This window comes from Sinorhizobium sp., from assembly GCF_059070375.1.
The window spans coordinates 405,015-420,139 of record NZ_JCACWC010000002.1 but is presented as its reverse complement, the minus strand read 5'-3'; the positions used below and the strand labels follow the sequence as shown (position 1 = coordinate 420,139).

The following is a 15,125-nucleotide window of genomic DNA, read 5'->3' as shown; positions in this document are numbered from 1 at the left end:
TCAGCTCCCGCGATACGTGGAATAGCCGTAGGGCGAAAGCAGGAGCGGCACGTGATAATGCGCGGCCCGGTCGGCGATCCCGAAGCGGATAGGGATCACGTCGAGAAACGGGTGCGTGCCGCGCTCGTCCGCAGGGCCGAGATATTCTCCGGCGTGAAAGCGCAGCTCGTAGGTTCCGGTTGCCATCGTGGAGCCGTTGAGAAGCGGCGCATCGCAGCGCCCGTCATCGTTGGTGCGGGTCGAGGAAAGAAGCTCCGTCCGTTCACCTTCAATCCGGTAGAGATCGATGCGCAGATTGCTTGCCGGTTTTCCGCTCGCCGTGTCCAATACGTGGGTCGTCAGGCGCCCGGGCGTTCCGTCTTGAACTTGCATTCTGTCGCTCCTCCGAAAGTCAGCATCGAGGATAGAGTATCCGGGGGGCGGGCGCCCTTGTGTAGCGGGCTCAACCTTCGAGACTTTCAAATTTTTCGGGGGGAATGGGAGAGCGGAATTCTCGCTACGAATTGGGCGACGAGACAATCTCTGGAGGAGCTGCTGCTATGAGATATCCCCGCGATCTCCTGGGCCATGGTCCGAACCCGCGCATCGCCTGGCCCGACGGCGCCCGGATCGCCGTGCAATTCGTGATCAATTACGAGGAGGGCGGAGAGAACTGCGTGCTTCATGGCGACGCGGCGTCGGAGGCCTTTCTCTCGGAAATCGTCGGCGCTCAGGCCTGGCCAGACCAGCGCCACTGGAACATGGAATCGATCTACGAATACGGCGCGCGCGCCGGTTTCTGGCGGCTGCACCGGTTGTTCACCGAAAAGGAGATACCGGCAACCGTCTACGGCGTCGCCACGGCTCTCAAGCGATCGCCCGCACAGGTGGCCGCCATGCAGGACGCCGGCTGGGAAATCGCTTCCCACGGCCTCAAATGGATCGAGCACAAGGATTTCGACGCGGAGCGCGAGCGCGCCGAGATTGCCGAGGCGATCCGCCTTCACACGATCGTAACCGGCGAACGGCCCACCGGCTGGTATACCGGCCGCTGTTCCGTGAACACACTCGACCTCGTGACCGAGACCGGCGGCTTCGACTACGTCTCCGACGCATATGCGGACGACCTGCCCTACTGGCACGAACATGCCGGCCGGCACCAGCTCGTCATCCCCTACACCCTCGACGCCAACGACATGCGTTTCGCAACGCCACAGGGCTTCAACAGCGGCGACCAGTTCTTCAGCTATCTGAAGGACAGTTTCGACGTTCTCTATGCCGAGGGCGCTGCCGGCGCGCCGAAGATGTTGAGCATCGGCCTGCACTGCCGGCTGGTCGGCCGGCCCGGCCGCGCCGCCGCGCTGGCGCGCTTCCTTGACTATGTGAAGAGCCACGAGAAGGTCTGGCTCGCCCGCCGCATCGACATTGCCCGCTACTGGGCAGAAACCTATCCGTTCCAGCCGAATGAAAACCGACCGTCGCGATTGTCGAAAGATGACTTCATTGGTCGCTTCGGAGGGGTGTTCGAGCACTCGGACTGGATCGCCAGACGCGCCTTCGCAAGCGAACTCGGCCCCGCCAACGACACCGCGTCGGGACTGCACGCGGCGCTCTGCGCGGTCTTTCGCGAGGCAAGCGACGAGGAACGGCTAGCCGTCCTCACCGCCCACCCCGATCTTGCCGGCAAGCTCGCCCAGGCGAAGCGCCTGACCCAAAGCTCGACTTCGGAGCAGGCTTCGGCGGGTCTCGACGCGCTGACGGATCAGGAGCGCGAGCGCTTCACGGCCCTCAACCATGCCTATGTCGAGAAGTTCGGCTTTCCCTTCATAATGGCCGTCAAGGGGCGCAGCAAGGACGAGATACTTGCCGCCTTCGAGAACCGTATCGGCAACGATCGGGAGACCGAGTTCAACACCGCGTGCCGCCAGGTGGAGCGGATCGCGCTGTTGCGGCTGCGCGACACTTTGGCGGACTGAGGCGGCGCCATGACGCGCGCCGCTGAAGTTCCCCCCGGCTTTGCGGGCGGGACGATCAACCTCGCTTCCGCGGGCCTCGGCGCCCGCGCGCTCTTTGCGACGGACGAATTCTTCGGCCCGGTGGAGCGCATGCTCAAGGACGAGCCGGCCGCGTTCCACCCCGGCGTTTACGACGATAACGGCAAATGGATGGACGGCTGGGAAACCCGCCGCCGCCGCGGTGCCGGCCACGACTACGCGGTCATCGCGCTCGCCGTGAAAGGGCGGATTGCCGGCTTCGACGTCGACACGTCGCACTTCACCGGCAATTATCCGAGCGCCTGCTCGATAGAAGCCTGTCATTCGGCGGAAGATCCGGACGAGGCGACCGAGTGGATCCAACTGCTGGCGGTCGCCGCCCTCGGACCGAATGCACATCACTTCTTCGCCGTGCACTCCGACGCGGTCTACAGCCATGTCCGGTTGCGCATCCATCCGGATGGCGGTATCGCCCGGCTGCGGGTCTACGGCACTCCGGCCCTCGATCTCAAGGCTATGGCGAACGAGACGATCGATCTCGCCTCCTGCCTTTCCGGGGGCCGGATCGTCGCCTTCTCCAACGGCCATTACGGCCACGAGCGCCTCATTGCGCCCGGCCAGGGTACGAATATGGGCGATGGCTGGGAAACGCGCCGACGCCGCGAACCGGGCTACGACTGGATCATCGTCAAGCTTGCCGCACGCGGGCACGTCGATCGCATCGTCGTCGACACGGCGTACTTCAAGGGCAACTACCCGGACGGTTGCTCGCTACAGGCGGCTGACCTCGCAGGCGTGGCTGCCGGGTGCGACGTGCTCGCCGCCTCCTCCGCGATGTTCTGGGAAGAGCTTCTGCCGCACCGGAAGCTTTCCGCCGACAGCATCCATGAGTATGGGGCAGATATGCTTGGACATGCCGGTCCGGTCACGCATGTGCGCCTGAACATCTACCCGGATGGCGGCGTCAGCCGCCTACGCATTTACGGCCGGGTCGCCGAGGCGAGCATATCCTAGATCAGAATGACATTAGGTCGAGTTGACCTAGAGTCGTGAGTGTGATCGATTCAATAGGTTAGAGCGGGACGTGGGCGGAAGACCGCGCACACTTTTCCTCATCCCGCTCTAGCCGCGGGCCGTTTTGCGCGGCCGCCCGCCCTTGGCACCATTAGCACGCGCGGCTGCTGCCTTCGCCGGCGATGTCACTTGCCCCGCCCGCCGCGCCATATAAGCCTTGGTGCCGAATATGCCGGCCAAAAGGCCCGGAATCGAAAGATCGACGTCCAAGGCCTCCCAATGCAGGCCATAACCTTGCCCAAGGATCTCGACTGCGGCGAGCTGATCGCTGCTCCCATCTTCCAGTCCCTGCGCCAGGCGTGGCGGAAAAGCGAACGTGCAGCCATTGGTCAACTCCACAACGATCCGGCCGCTTCGATCGTCATAGCGCGCAGATGCAGCACGGGGCTCTGTTTCTCGCGCCATCCGGCCGCTCTCCAAAGCTGCGTCGATTTGGGTGTCCGTCAATTCAGCCATGAATCGCCCTCCATCTGCCGAGGAATTGCTGTTGCCGTTCGTTGACGATCTGGACGGCCCGGCGCACATCGCTCCGCTTCATGCCATCAGCCCAAATCAATTCCGGAACGCCATCCGGTCCGATCAGGTTGATCTTGACCTGCCCATCGCCAAAGACATGTACATGGGCCGGTTCATGATCGTCAGTAAAGATGACGACGCTCAGGCCGTTTGCGCGATAGATCGTGACCATATACGCACGTAACCTATCATGATGGGTTACTCAAGTCCAACTTTGTCACGCGAGCGCCGCGAAGTATGTCTTAAAGTCCGGCAAGAACGCGAGAGGTTTGACGGCTTGTCAACGACCGTGGCGGCTTGGAGGGCCGCGCCGGTCGCGACCCTCCCCCAACCATGCTCCGTCACTCGGCGAAGAATGCGAAGCGGACGATGAACAGTGCCGCGACGAGCTGGGTCGCCGGGTGGATGACGTTCCACTTGCCGGTGCAGACCTTCAGGACGACATAGCTTACGAAGCCGAAGGCGAGACCGTTGGCGATCGAATAGGTGAAGGGCATGGCGATGGCGGTCAGCGCCGCGGGTGCCGCCTCCGTCAGGTCGTCCCATTCGATCTCGGTGAGCTCGCGCATCATCAGGCCGGCAACGTAAAGCAGTGCCGGCGCGGTCGCATAGGACGGAACGGCGGCGGCAAGCGGCGAGATGAAGAGCGCGGCGAGGAACAGCACCGAGATCGTCAACGCCGTTAGACCGGTGCGCCCGCCCGCCTGCACGCCCGAGGCGCTTTCAACATAGGCGGTCGTGCTGCTGGTGCCCATCAGCGAGCCGGCGACGATGGCCGAGCTGTCGGCGAGCAATGCACGCCCGAGACGGCTGGGCTTGCCCTCTTCCACCAATTTCGCGCGCTTGGCGACACCGATCAGCGTGCCGGTCGCGTCGAAGACCTCGACGAGCACGAAGACGAGAATGACGTGGACGAGACCGCCATGCAGGGCGCCCATGATGTCGAGCTGGAGGAAGGTCGGCGCAATGCTCGGGGGCGCAGAGACGATGCCCTGGAATTCCGATACGCCGAGGAACATCGACAGGACCGTTACCACCAGGATGCCGATGAGGATGGATCCGCGGACATTGAGCGCGTCGAGAACGGCGATGACGAAGAAGCCGAGGATCGCGAGCAGCGGTCCCGTCTGCTTGAGATCGCCGAGGCCGACCAGCGTCGCCGGATTGTCGACGACGATGCCGGCGTTTTTCAGGGCAATGATGCCCAGGAACAGGCCGATACCGGTCGCGATCGCGCTGCGCAGCGAATGCGGTATGCCCGCAATCAGCCAGCTTCGGACCCCCGTGACCGTCAGGAGCAGGAAAATGATGCCGGAGATGAAGACGGCGCCGAGTGCCTGCTGCCAGGTGAAGCCGAGCGCGGCGACGACCGTGAAGGCGAAAAATGCGTTGAGGCCCATGCCCGGCGCCATGCCGATCGGCCAATTGGCAACGAGAGCCATGACGGCGGAGCCGAGAGCGGCCGCAAGACAGGTCGCGACGAAGATCGCGTTGCGGTCCATGCCCGTGGTCGACAGGATGTCAGGATTGACGAAGATGATGTAGGACATCGTAAGGAACGTGGTAACGCCGGCGATCACTTCCGTGCGGACGGTCGTGCCGTGCTCCTTAAGCTTGAAAAGTCGTTCAAACATTTTTCCTCCCTTGGCAGACGTCATCTCGACGCAGCCGAACGACAGAGACCGGGTGTGTTGCTCCTCCAAGAGCCCGGCCATTGCAAGTTGATCGCGCCCCGATATTTATTCAGGGGGTATGATCCAGGCCGTGCGGCCTCGCCGGATGGGACGCCATCGCAAGCACCCGATTGTGCGTTTTCGCGCGCATGATCGCTAGCCACCGATTTCGACGCCGGGAGCGAAAGACTTTCAAGTTTTCGAGGGCATTCCGGGCGCTCCTGCGGGCATCGGCAACGTTAGATCCGGGTATCGGACGCGGTCCAGGCGCCGTCTTCGGCCCGGACGAGCATCGGCGTCGCGAAGACGCCTACGGTCCGCTCCGGCCATTGCGGAGAGAGGTCGGCGAGCGGCTTGCGCCACCGGTCCGACTGCAACATGGCGGCAGCGATCGCGACCGGCTCGATGCCGCAGGCCCCCATCAGCGACAGGCCGGCAAGTATCGAGGCCCCGCTCGATATCACATCGTCGATCAGGGCGACTCGCCGGCCCCTCAAAAGCGGCAGCATGCGGGGATCGACGTAGAGTCGCTTCTTCTGGCCCGGTGTCGTGATGGACGACAAGGGAACGGATAGATCGTCGACGTACCAGAATTTTCGCGAGGTTCCGAGCGGCACATAGCGCTTGTGGCCGAGCTTGCGGGCAACGGCTGCGGCAAGCGTCAGGCCGAGTGTCGGAAGACCCGCGACGATTTCCGGTCGGAAGGGCGCCAGTCGGGCGGCCAGTTCCTCCGCGAGCGTGTCCTCCACCTCGAAGCTCGCCTGATTGATGATCAGCGAGGCCAGCGCATGCTTGCCGTCCGAAAGCGGCCGGATCGGCAGGAGGATCTGGCGTCCGTCCGCGAGAGTGGCCGGAAAAGAGGCGCGGAAGCCGTCGTGCCCGACAAAGCTACCGGGTGGAAAGACCTCCTGCCAGTAATCGTGCGGCTCGATCGCCTTCGTTTCCGTCATGCCAAGCGTCCGTTCGGGTGAGTAAAAGGTTCTGATCCCAGAGTTTTTCGTCTATACCCATTGCCGCTTCGATCAAACCGAAAGGGCACACCCGAGCGCCAAAAGCTGGGGAATTCAGGCCCTTTCCAGACTGCTCAAGGAATGCCTGCCGATGCGCGTGCCCCCCGGGATTGTCGACGATCTCACCTTTCTCACGACCTTTCGCCGCGACCTGCACGCTTATCCCGAACTCGGTTTCGAGGAAGAGCGGACGAGCGACCTCGTAGCGAAGCTCCTCGATGAAGCAGGCCTCAAGGTCCACCGGGGGCTCGGCAAGACAGGCGTCGTGGGCACGCTGCAGGTCGGCAACGGCACGCGCGCGATCGGCCTGCGCGCCGACATGGATGCGCTCGCCATGCCGGAACTCGCCGATCGGCCCTACAAATCCAAGATAACGGGAAAGATGCATGCCTGCGGCCATGACGGCCATACGACGATGCTGCTCGGCGCTGCGCGCCACCTTGCGGCGACGCGTGACTTCTCGGGAACGGTCCATTTCATCTTCCAGCCTGCCGAGGAAGGCCGCGGCGGCGCCAGGCGCATGGTGGAGGACGGGCTGTTCGACCTTTTCCCTTGCGACGCGGTCTATGGATTGCACAACATGCCGGGCCTTGCAGTGGACGAGATGGCCGTCGTGGCGGGGCCGCAGCTTGCCTCGTCCGACAGCTGGCGCCTCACCTTCCGCGGCGTCGGCACGCACGGCGCCAAGCCGCATCTCGGCCGCGATCCGATCACGGCGGCAGGGACGTTTCTTGCTTCCCTGCAAACTGTGGTCGGCCGGGTGGTCGACCCGCTGCAGCCGGCGGTCGTCAGCGCCTGCGCGCTGCAAGCAGGCGATCCGAAAGCCCTGAACGTCATTCCGGATACGGTCGAGATCGGCGGCACGGCGCGTGCCTATACGCCGCATGTGCGCGACCAGCTGCAAGAAGAGATCGGCCGGTTGGCGCAGGGGACCGCGGCGATGTACGGCATCGAGGCCGATTATCGTTTCGAGCGGCGTATTCCCCCGGTCGTCAACGATCCGGACGCGACGGCACGCGCACTTTCGGCCGCCCGGTCCGTCTTCGGCGAGAAGGCGCTGACCAGCTTCCCGCCCTCGACCGCCGGGGACGACTTCGCCTTTTTTGCGCTGGAGGCGCCCGGCTGCTATGTCTGGCTCGGCAATGGCCCCGCCGTCGACGGCGCGCTGCACCATAACAGCGCCTACGACTTCAACGACGCGGCGATCGGTCCCGGCGCGGCCTTCTGGACCGCGCTGGTGGAACAGGAGCTCGAGGCCTGAAGAGCGTCAGAACGTCTCCAGGACCGGGCTTTCCAGCAGCTTGCCGGTCGCTACGTCGGCAATGCCGCGATCCGTCTGGTGCGGCCCGGCATTGCAGGCGAGCGTCGCCCCGAAGCAGGCCTTGAACACGAGATAGGGAGGCTGCCACTCCACGATCCCACCGGCAGCCTCGCGAATGGCCGCGAACCCTGCTGCGACTTCGGCCAGCGACGTATCCGAAACAAGCCCGCAAAGCGGCAGAGGCAGCAGCGCCTCGACCTTGCCTTCGGCAGCGACCGCCATCCCGCCGCCGGCTTCAATCACCGCATTGGCCGCAACCATCATGTCGCGGGGGTTGCCGCCGAAGACCGTCAGATTGTGGCTGTCGTGCGAAACGGTCGTCGCAAAGGCGCCGCGCCACTCGCCCCAGCCTTCAAGCAAACCGACCCGCGGACGGCTGTCGGCGCGGCCATGCCGATGGGCGACAGCGATCAGCGTCGTACCCTTCGGCGGCACCAGATATCCGCCCGAAACCTCGGCTCTCGTCTCGCCCCATCGGGTGAAGCGCGGCCGGTCGATCGTCACGACGCGGGCCGTGCTGCCAGTGGCAGCGATGCGAAAGTCGTCCACTGTCAGCGGTTCGATCTTCATCGTGTTGCGCAAGGGCGAGACATCGGCCGCGGCGGGCGCCTGAAGCATCCCACCGCCGCTCGCCACCAGCCTGCCGTTCGCCAGCACATGCCGCGCACGGAAATCGCGAATGTTCTCGAAGAGCACGATGTCGGCACGGCGACCGGGAGCGATCAGGCCGAGATCGGCCCTTCCGAGCCGCCGGGCGGCATTGAGGGTTGCCGCCTGCAGCGCCCACTCGGCCTTGAGCCCGTAGCGCACGAGGCGGCGGACCACGTCGTCGAGGCCGCCGTCGCGGTGAAGATCGTCCGGGAACACGTCGTCGGTACAAAGTGTGACCGTCTGCGGCAGATGCCCGAAAGCACCGAGCGCTGTCACGAACTCGGGAAGAAGGTGATCGTGCGAGCCGCGCAGCTCGATGGTCAGTCCCGCGCGGAGCTTCGCTATCAGGTCGTCGCCGGAGACGAGTTCGTGATCGGAGCTGACGCCGGCCGTCACGAAGGCCTGCAGACCGGCTCCCGCCAGGCCGCGCGCATGCCCGTTGACCTGTTTGCCCGCCTTCAGCCCCGCCTCGACGATCGCAGTCATGCGCGGATCGCCGTCGATGACGCCGCGCATGTTCATGACCTCAGCAATCCCGCCGATCTCCGGCCAGGACAGCATTTCCGCGACGGCATCGGCGTCGAAATCCGCGCCGGCGACCTCCAGACCGGGAGCGGAGGGCACGCAGGACGGCGCCAGCACCACGGCGCGCAAGGGCAGACCGCCCATTGCGTCGACAGCCCAGCGCACGCCGGCAAGTCCGCTCACATTTCCCAGTTCGTGCGGGTCCCAGACGACTGTGGTCACGCCGCGCGGCACCACGGCGGCGGCGTAGACCGCGGGCGTCACCATCGAGCTTTCGACATGCATATGCGTGTCGATAAGGCCGGGCGAAAGGTAGGCTCCCGCCGCATCGATGACCGTGTCCGCGTCGCTGCGCGACCCGGGTGCATGGAGGCTCGCGATGAGCGCGCCGACGATCCCGACATCCGCTGCCCGGCATTCGCCCGTCACGACATCCACGACCGTGCCGCCGGCCACGAGCACGTCGAAGGGCGCATCTCCGCGTGCGGCGGCAACTGCGCGCGCCCTCAAGCCGGCGTCATCGAGATCGGCGGGTTGCTGCAGGTCCTTCATCTGGCGGCTTCCTTGGCGAGCGAACCCAGCAGGTGCCCGCGGACACGCTCCGCATCCACGTCGACCGCATAATGGGCGTTGAATGTCTCGTGGCTCCCCCGGGTCTCGACCACCGTCCGGCCGCGCGTCAAGGCACCGGCAAGCTCGACATCAATTCGCGCCGGGCGAAACGACACAGCGTTTCCATCGACCAGCGCAACGGCTGCGCAGGGATCGTAGATCGCCATGCCCACCCTTCCACGGCTCGTGCCGATCGCGACGTAGCCGGCGAGAAGGTCGGCAAGCAGCGCGGCCTTCGCGCCACCTGCGATGCGCATGGCTTCCACATCGTCCGGATAGGCGATGACCTTCCGGCAGAGGTCGAGATCGACCATCCGGAACGGCACGCCGTGGGCAAGCACGATGGCAAGCGCTTCCGGATCGGCGAAGGCGTTGAACTCGGCCGACGCCGTATGATTGCCACTGGAAACACCGCCACCCATCCAGGTGAGCTCTTCGATCCGCGCGGCGAGGTCGGGACGTGCCAGAGCAAGGGCAGCGATATTGGTTAGCGGCCCGAGCGCCAGGATGCGATGCGGACCGCCGCCGTCCTCCAGCCAGCGGCAGAGAGCACGGAACGCGTCGCTATCCGGCAGGGCGGGTGCATCGGGGAGGCTCATTCCCGCCGTCGGAATGCCGGTCCTGCCAAGGATGCGCTCCGCCGTCTCGAGCTTCCCGAGTACGGGTAGCGCCCGTCCCTGATGGATCGGAAAGGTCCAACCGAAGGCCTGCGCTGCTGCCGCGGCGTTGCGCTTCACCTGCTCGAGCGGAACATTACCGTAGACCAGCGAGACGCCGTCGACGGCCTCACCGGCGTGAAGGACGACGAGCATCGCGGCGATGTCGTCGAAGCCCATATCCGTGTCGATCCAGATGCCCATGGCGGATCAATTGAACCTTTCCAGCCTCGCGGCCCTTTCGACCGGCAGATCGAAGGCGAGCGTGGTGCCTGCGGCGTGCGCGGGCACGGCCGCATCCACTTCGGCCTTCAGTGCACCGAGCGGCGTATCGAGCAGGTATTCGCGCGTGCTGCCCGAAAAAGAGGCCCCGCGCACTGTGCCCGTGAAAGGACCTGACCCCAGGGTCACCATGCGCGGGCGCCAGGCAAGCCCCGCCGCACCATGCGGCAAAGGCCCGGGAAGCTCGATCGGACCGTTTCCGGCGCGCAATTTGCCGTTCTCGATGGCAAAGATATTCTCGAAGCCGACGAAATCGGCCACGAAGGCGGAGGCCGGCCGGTTATAGATCTCTTCCGGCGTGCCGATCTGCTCGATCGCACCGTTCAGCATCACCACGATGCGGTCGGCCAGTGACAGCGCCTCGCCCTGATCATGGGTGACGAAGATCATCGTGACGCCGGTTTCCCTCTGGACCCGCTGCAGTTCCGTGCGCATCTCGAGCCTCAGCCGCGCGTCGAGGTTGGAAAGGGGCTCGTCGAGAAGAAGTACCTTCGGCTCCATCACCATAGAGCGGGCAAGTGCTACGCGCTGCTGCTGACCGCCGGAAAGCTCGGCCGGTTTCCGGTCGGCAAAGCTCGTCAGCCCGACGGATTTCAGGCCGGTCCCGACACGGGATTCGAGCTCCGCGCCGGAGAGGCCCTTCAGCCGCAGACCGAAGGCGACATTCTCGAAGACGGTGAGATGCGGGAATAGCGCATAGGACTGAAAGACAAGACCGACGGAACGCCTGTTCGCGGCAACGCGGGTGATGTCGGCGCCGTCGAGGCTGATACGGCCCGATTGCGGCTTCAGCAGGCCGGCGATGGAGCGCATCGTCGTGGTCTTGCCGCAGCCCGAAGGTCCGAGAAAGGCGACAAGCTCGCCTTTTCGAATCGACAGATCGAGATCCTTCACCGCGACGGTGTCGCCATAGGCGAGCGTCAGTTTTTCGAGGCTGAGGAAAGCGGGGTCAGACATAGCGGGAAAATCCTAGGAAACGCTCGGCGAGGAAGACGATGCCGATGGACATGAAGGCGAGAAGCGCCGAAAGCGCCGCGACCGATGGATCATAGGTGATCTCCATGTAGGAGAGCATGTCGATCGGCAGAGTGCGCACGCCGGGGCCGGAAAGGAACAGCGAAACCGGCACCTGATTGAAGCTGGTGACGAAGCCGAGGATGAAGGCGGCGAGAATGCCGCTGCGGATATTCGGCATGACCACACGGAAAAAGGCGCCTGAACGCGACGAGCCGAGCAGCACGGCGGCCTCCTCGATATCAGAGCGCAGATTGTTGAGGCTCGCCGAAACGACCCGCACCGCATAGGGCAAGACGAGCGCCGTGTGTGCCAGGAAGAGCGCGAGCGTGATGTTGAAGCCGAAGGGAACGACGAGGTAGCGCAGCAGCGCGAGGCCGACGATGATGCCGGGCACGATGATCGGCAGGGAGACGACGGTGCGCACCGTTTCGCCGAAGGGCAGCCGGTAACGCGAAAGCGCGTAGGATGCCGGGATGCCGAGGGTGAGCGCGGCAGCCGTCCCACCGATGGCAAGCAGCATCGACATGGTGAAGCTCTCGCGGAAGCTCTCGACCTCGAAGACCTTTGCGACCCATTTCAGCGACAGGCCCTGCGGCGGAAACGCAAGCGTTTCGCCCCCCGACAGGGATGCCGCGACGATGATGAAGAAGGGGCCGATCAGAAACGCGGTGACGAGTAAGAGCACCGTTACCGGGAAAAGACGGGAATTCATCGCTTGCTCCTCGCGGTGGCGAGCCGCTTCAAGAGAAGGTTGGCTGCGAAGCTCATGACGATCAGGATGAAGGCGATGACGCTTGCGGAGACGAAATCATTGGCGACGGTCACACGCTGATAGAGGAGCGTCTCCAGCATCAGGACCTTGGAGCCCCCGAGGATCGCCGGCGTGATATAGGCTGTCAGGGAGCCGGTGAAGACGAGCGTTCCGCCGATCACCAGACCTTCCTTGGTGAGCGGCAAAATGACCTTCCAGAAGACCTGAAACCAATTGGCGCCGAGTACCCGAGCGGCTGGGATCGCGTCCTTCGGCATGTTTTCGAGCGCGCTGATCAGAGCCAGGATCATCAGCGGCAGGAAGAGCTGCAGGAGTCCGACGAAGACCGCCGTCTCCGTGAACAGGAAGCGCACCGGTTCGTCCGTCAGGCCGACGCTCGTCAGTGCCTGATTGACGATCCCGGTCCTCCCCAGAATGACGATCCAGGCATAGGTGCGCGCGACCGGCGAAATCATCAGCGGCAGCACGACGAGACCGATCATCCGGCCCTTGCCCTTCGGCGGCAGGTTGACGATGGCAAAGGCAGCGGCATAGCCGATGACGGCCGCGACCACGGTTACCGTCGCGCCGAGCCGAAGCGTGCGCAGGAACACCGTCCGGTTGAGCGGATCGGAAAGGAAGCCGGTATAGGCGGATACCGACCAGCCCTCCGCATTGCGGAAGCCTTCGGCTAGCAGGATGACAACCGGCGCCAGAAAGACGACGGCGGCGAACACGGCCGCCGGCAAGGCAAGCGCCAGCGCCTCGGCCCGGTTGTGGAACATCTCTACGCCTTTCCGCGGCAGTGCCGCCGTTGGATACGTGGCGCGACACCGGCAGATTCTGGCGTCGCGCGAAGCAGGAGCCCGGCTCTTACTGGCCGACCTTGGCGTTCCATTCGGAAAGCCAGGCTTCCCGGTTGTCGAGCGCCACGGCCGACGGGATCAGTTTCAGGTTCTTGACCGTTTCTTCGCCGTAGGTGAGATTCTCGGCGATCTCGGGCGAGACTTTCACCTCCTTGTTGGCCGGGCTGTCGACCAGCTTTTCGGCGAGCGCCGTCTGGATTTCCGTCGACAGCCAGAAATCCATGAACTGAAGCGCCAGATCCTGGTTCTTCGACCCCTTGGCCAGGACCATGACGTTCATGCCGCCGGTCTGGCCTTCCTTCGGAGTCGCCCACTTGATCGGCAGATCCATCTTGGTGAAGCCCTCCCAGGAGAAACGGCCGATCGGCGCTGCCCAGATTTCCTCCTGCTGCATCAACTGCACGAGTTGCGAGGATTTGACGTAGAAAGTGACGATATCGTCCTTCTTCTCGCCGACGGCGGCGATCGCAGCCTTGAGGTCAGGCGCATTCTGCCCCAGCGCCTCACCGATCATGTAGAGCGTGGGCGGGCCCTGATTGGTCGTGACGTTCGGGAGGGCCACATGGCCGGCAAGCTTGTCGCCGAGCAGATCGGCCCAGGACGTGACTTCCACCTTATCGGACCGATAGACGATCGAGGTGGCGTAGAAAGTGTAGCCGACGCTCATGCCGTCGCCGTTCGGATCCTTGGCGATGTCGTAGAGCTTGTCGAAATTGCTGAGCTTCGAGGTATCGATCTTTTCGATCAGGCCGGCCCTCGTAGCGGAAAGCGCGTCCGCCATGGAAACGACTGCCATGTCGATGACCGGATTTGCCTTGTTGGCCTCCATCTTGGCGAGGCGCTCGACGCTGTTGCCGGTTTCGACCACGAGCTTGCAGCCGCACTTGGCTTCGAAGGGATCATAGACCAGCTCCTTGAACGCGTCCTGGGCGAAGCCGTAGACGGAGATGGTCAGTGTCTTCTCCTGAGCGGATGCGGCATGGGCGCCGATCAAGAGAAGTGCGCTCGAGGCGAGCAGGATGTTCTTCATGGCTGCGGTTCTCCTTCGCTGACAATGGGTGGCTGCACGTTGGGGGGTGGCTGCACGTTGGGGGGTGGCGTCGCCGTGGACTGGCGGACGACGAGTTGCATGGGCACTTTCGAAATGGTGGCTGCGACGGGCGCGCCAAGCGGGCGAGGCTCGGCTTCTCGGGTGCCGATCGCCTGCACCAGCGCCTCGATCGCAATCGCTGCGATGCGCGCCATGTCCATTCTGACCGTCGTCAGCGCCGGCGTCACGACCGGCGACCAGATCAGGTCGTCGAAGCCGGTAACGCTCGCCTGCTCCGGGACATGGATACCGGCGCGCTGCAGTTCCGTCAGCGCTCGCAATGCGTGAAGGTCGGAGACTGCCGCGAAGGCCGTCACGCCCTGCGCTACCTTCCCGGCCAGCCCCAGCGGGCAACCCCTGCCGGCTACCTGCTCCAGCCGCTCGATCCACAGCGTCTCGACGCGCACGCCTTCACCCAAAGCCGAGCGAAGGCCGCCGATGCGGTCGTTCTGTACGTTCGAGGCTGGATTGTTTCCGATGATCAGCAGGCGCCGATGGCCGAGCTTCAGGAGATGTTCGGCGATCTGGCGTCCACCGTCCCAGTGATCCGCAGCCACCGTGTTGCCTGGCGTCGACGGCGTGTCCACCACTGCAACCGGGCAACCGACATCGGCAATGCGCGTCCCGCGGCGCGGCACAATGACCATGCCCTCGACGCCCCGTTCGATGAGCCGCTCGATCGCGCTCGTCTGGACCGCGACGTCGCCGCGGGAATCGGCGATCAGCACGCCGTAACCGGCAGAAGACGCTGCGAACTCGATGGCCTGGGCGATCTGGGGAAAAAGCGGATTGCTGATATCGGGCAGCACCAGCCCGATAACGCCGCTCCTGCCTGTCCTGAGCGCCCGCCCCGCCTGGCTCGGCACGTAACCGAGCTCCGTCGCGGTGGCACGGATCTTTTCGGCGAGTTCCGCCGAAACACGCCCCTTGCCCGAAAGCGCGTTGGAAACCGTCGCCGCGGAGACGCCGAGAGCCGTGGCTATCCTCGTCAGTTTAGGTCCGGGACGTGCCAAGGTCCAGTTTTCCGCCGCAAGCTGATTAAACGATTAACCAGCGATATATCAGCCGATTGACCCTGTCGAATCATTTTTCCCAAGAAGCTGTGGAT

General features: G+C 64.4%; 15 protein-coding genes. 3 read left to right on the top strand and 12 right to left on the bottom strand.

All coding sequences use genetic code 11. The annotated features are described in order from the left end of the window. Entirely contained in the window at positions 1–372 is a 372-nt protein-coding gene (gene uraH / locus AC5J09_RS06585) for a hydroxyisourate hydrolase (RefSeq protein WP_324763784.1), read from the bottom strand. A 167-nt stretch (positions 373–539) separates the two neighbouring features. On the opposite strand from uraH, the gene puuE reads away from it, so the two are divergent. Both puuE and alc read left to right on the top strand, forming a co-directional pair. Beyond that, positions 540–1,955 (top strand): allantoinase PuuE, encoded by a 1,416-nt coding sequence (puuE, locus tag AC5J09_RS06580; protein ID WP_324763785.1) that lies wholly within the window; start codon positions 540–542, stop codon positions 1,953–1,955. A 9-nt stretch (positions 1,956–1,964) separates the two neighbouring features. Beyond that, positions 1,965–2,987, top strand: coding sequence for an allantoicase (gene alc, locus AC5J09_RS06575; RefSeq protein WP_324763786.1), 1,023 nt, complete (start codon positions 1,965–1,967; stop codon positions 2,985–2,987). Positions 2,988–3,095: 108 nt separating this feature from the next. Here the strand turns inward: alc and AC5J09_RS06570 are convergent, their stop codons facing one another. From AC5J09_RS06570 to AC5J09_RS06555, 4 genes are all read right to left on the bottom strand, one after another. Beyond that, positions 3,096–3,503, bottom strand: a complete 408-nt coding sequence (locus AC5J09_RS06570) for a DUF2442 domain-containing protein (RefSeq protein WP_324763787.1) — start codon at positions 3,501–3,503, stop codon at positions 3,096–3,098. Further along, complete coding sequence (locus tag AC5J09_RS06565; protein ID WP_018097064.1) at positions 3,496–3,735, bottom strand: DUF4160 domain-containing protein; 240 nt, start codon at positions 3,733–3,735, stop codon at positions 3,496–3,498. The genes AC5J09_RS06570 and AC5J09_RS06565 overlap by 8 nt, the downstream gene beginning before the upstream one ends. Positions 3,736–3,904: 169 nt before the next feature. Continuing rightward, complete coding sequence (locus AC5J09_RS06560; protein WP_014530473.1) at positions 3,905–5,197, bottom strand: NCS2 family permease; 1,293 nt, start codon at positions 5,195–5,197, stop codon at positions 3,905–3,907. A 278-nt stretch (positions 5,198–5,475) separates the two neighbouring features. Beyond that, positions 5,476–6,186: a phosphoribosyltransferase gene (locus tag AC5J09_RS06555; RefSeq protein ID WP_494297199.1), complete on the bottom strand. Its 711-nt coding sequence runs from the start codon at positions 6,184–6,186 to the stop codon at positions 5,476–5,478. A gap of 151 nt (positions 6,187–6,337) precedes the next feature. On the opposite strand from AC5J09_RS06555, the gene AC5J09_RS06550 reads away from it, so the two are divergent. Further along, positions 6,338–7,507 (top strand): M20 aminoacylase family protein, encoded by a 1,170-nt coding sequence (locus tag AC5J09_RS06550; protein ID WP_324763789.1) that lies wholly within the window; start codon positions 6,338–6,340, stop codon positions 7,505–7,507. Between the two features lie 6 nt (positions 7,508–7,513). Here the strand turns inward: AC5J09_RS06550 and AC5J09_RS06545 are convergent, their stop codons facing one another. The 7 genes from AC5J09_RS06545 to AC5J09_RS06515 all read right to left on the bottom strand — a co-directional run bounded on the left by AC5J09_RS06545 (position 7,514) and on the right by AC5J09_RS06515 (position 15,030). Further along, positions 7,514–9,295, bottom strand: coding sequence for an adenine deaminase (locus AC5J09_RS06545; protein ID WP_324763790.1), 1,782 nt, complete (start codon positions 9,293–9,295; stop codon positions 7,514–7,516). Next, positions 9,292–10,215, bottom strand: coding sequence for a nucleoside hydrolase (locus AC5J09_RS06540; protein ID WP_324763791.1), 924 nt, complete (start codon positions 10,213–10,215; stop codon positions 9,292–9,294). The genes AC5J09_RS06545 and AC5J09_RS06540 overlap by 4 nt, the downstream gene beginning before the upstream one ends. 6 nt (positions 10,216–10,221) lie before the next feature. After that, positions 10,222–11,250: an ABC transporter ATP-binding protein gene (locus AC5J09_RS06535; protein WP_100670460.1), complete on the bottom strand. Its 1,029-nt coding sequence runs from the start codon at positions 11,248–11,250 to the stop codon at positions 10,222–10,224. Further along, the gene (locus AC5J09_RS06530; RefSeq protein ID WP_324763792.1) at positions 11,243–12,022 is read right to left on the bottom strand and encodes an ABC transporter permease; all 780 of its coding nucleotides are present in this window, start codon (positions 12,020–12,022) and stop codon (positions 11,243–11,245) included. Before AC5J09_RS06530 ends, AC5J09_RS06535 begins: the two co-directional genes overlap by 8 nt. Beyond that, complete coding sequence (locus tag AC5J09_RS06525; RefSeq protein WP_018097071.1) at positions 12,019–12,846, bottom strand: ABC transporter permease; 828 nt, start codon at positions 12,844–12,846, stop codon at positions 12,019–12,021. The genes AC5J09_RS06530 and AC5J09_RS06525 overlap by 4 nt, the downstream gene beginning before the upstream one ends. Positions 12,847–12,934: 88 nt before the next feature. Further along, a complete protein-coding gene (locus AC5J09_RS06520; RefSeq protein WP_275599022.1) occupies positions 12,935–13,957 on the bottom strand; it encodes an ABC transporter substrate-binding protein in 1,023 nt (340 codons plus the stop codon). Continuing rightward, on the bottom strand, positions 13,954–15,030 hold the full coding sequence (locus tag AC5J09_RS06515) for a LacI family DNA-binding transcriptional regulator (protein WP_494297194.1): 1,077 nt from the start codon (positions 15,028–15,030) through the stop codon (positions 13,954–13,956). The genes AC5J09_RS06520 and AC5J09_RS06515 overlap by 4 nt, the downstream gene beginning before the upstream one ends. Positions 15,031–15,125: the final 95 nt, after the last annotated feature.

Bases quoted from the DNA above. Each gene is read 5' to 3' on its own strand.
- uraH (WP_324763784.1), bottom strand. From the start codon at position 372: ATGCAAGTTCAAGACGGAACGCCCGGGCGCCTGACGACCCACGTATTG.
- puuE (WP_324763785.1), top strand. From the start codon at position 540: ATGAGATATCCCCGCGATCTCCTGGGCCATGGTCCGAACCCGCGCATC.
- alc (WP_324763786.1), top strand. From the start codon at position 1,965: ATGACGCGCGCCGCTGAAGTTCCCCCCGGCTTTGCGGGCGGGACGATC.
- AC5J09_RS06570 (WP_324763787.1), bottom strand. From the start codon at position 3,503: ATGGCTGAATTGACGGACACCCAAATCGACGCAGCTTTGGAGAGCGGC.
- AC5J09_RS06565 (WP_018097064.1), bottom strand. From the start codon at position 3,735: ATGGTCACGATCTATCGCGCAAACGGCCTGAGCGTCGTCATCTTTACT.
- AC5J09_RS06560 (WP_014530473.1), bottom strand. From the start codon at position 5,197: ATGTTTGAACGACTTTTCAAGCTTAAGGAGCACGGCACGACCGTCCGC.
- AC5J09_RS06555 (WP_494297199.1), bottom strand. From the start codon at position 6,186: ATGACGGAAACGAAGGCGATCGAGCCGCACGATTACTGGCAGGAGGTC.
- AC5J09_RS06550 (WP_324763789.1), top strand. From the start codon at position 6,338: ATGCGCGTGCCCCCCGGGATTGTCGACGATCTCACCTTTCTCACGACC.
- AC5J09_RS06545 (WP_324763790.1), bottom strand. From the start codon at position 9,295: ATGAAGGACCTGCAGCAACCCGCCGATCTCGATGACGCCGGCTTGAGG.
- AC5J09_RS06540 (WP_324763791.1), bottom strand. From the start codon at position 10,215: ATGGGCATCTGGATCGACACGGATATGGGCTTCGACGACATCGCCGCG.
- AC5J09_RS06535 (WP_100670460.1), bottom strand. From the start codon at position 11,250: ATGTCTGACCCCGCTTTCCTCAGCCTCGAAAAACTGACGCTCGCCTAT.
- AC5J09_RS06530 (WP_324763792.1), bottom strand. From the start codon at position 12,022: ATGAATTCCCGTCTTTTCCCGGTAACGGTGCTCTTACTCGTCACCGCG.
- AC5J09_RS06525 (WP_018097071.1), bottom strand. From the start codon at position 12,846: ATGTTCCACAACCGGGCCGAGGCGCTGGCGCTTGCCTTGCCGGCGGCC.
- AC5J09_RS06520 (WP_275599022.1), bottom strand. From the start codon at position 13,957: ATGAAGAACATCCTGCTCGCCTCGAGCGCACTTCTCTTGATCGGCGCC.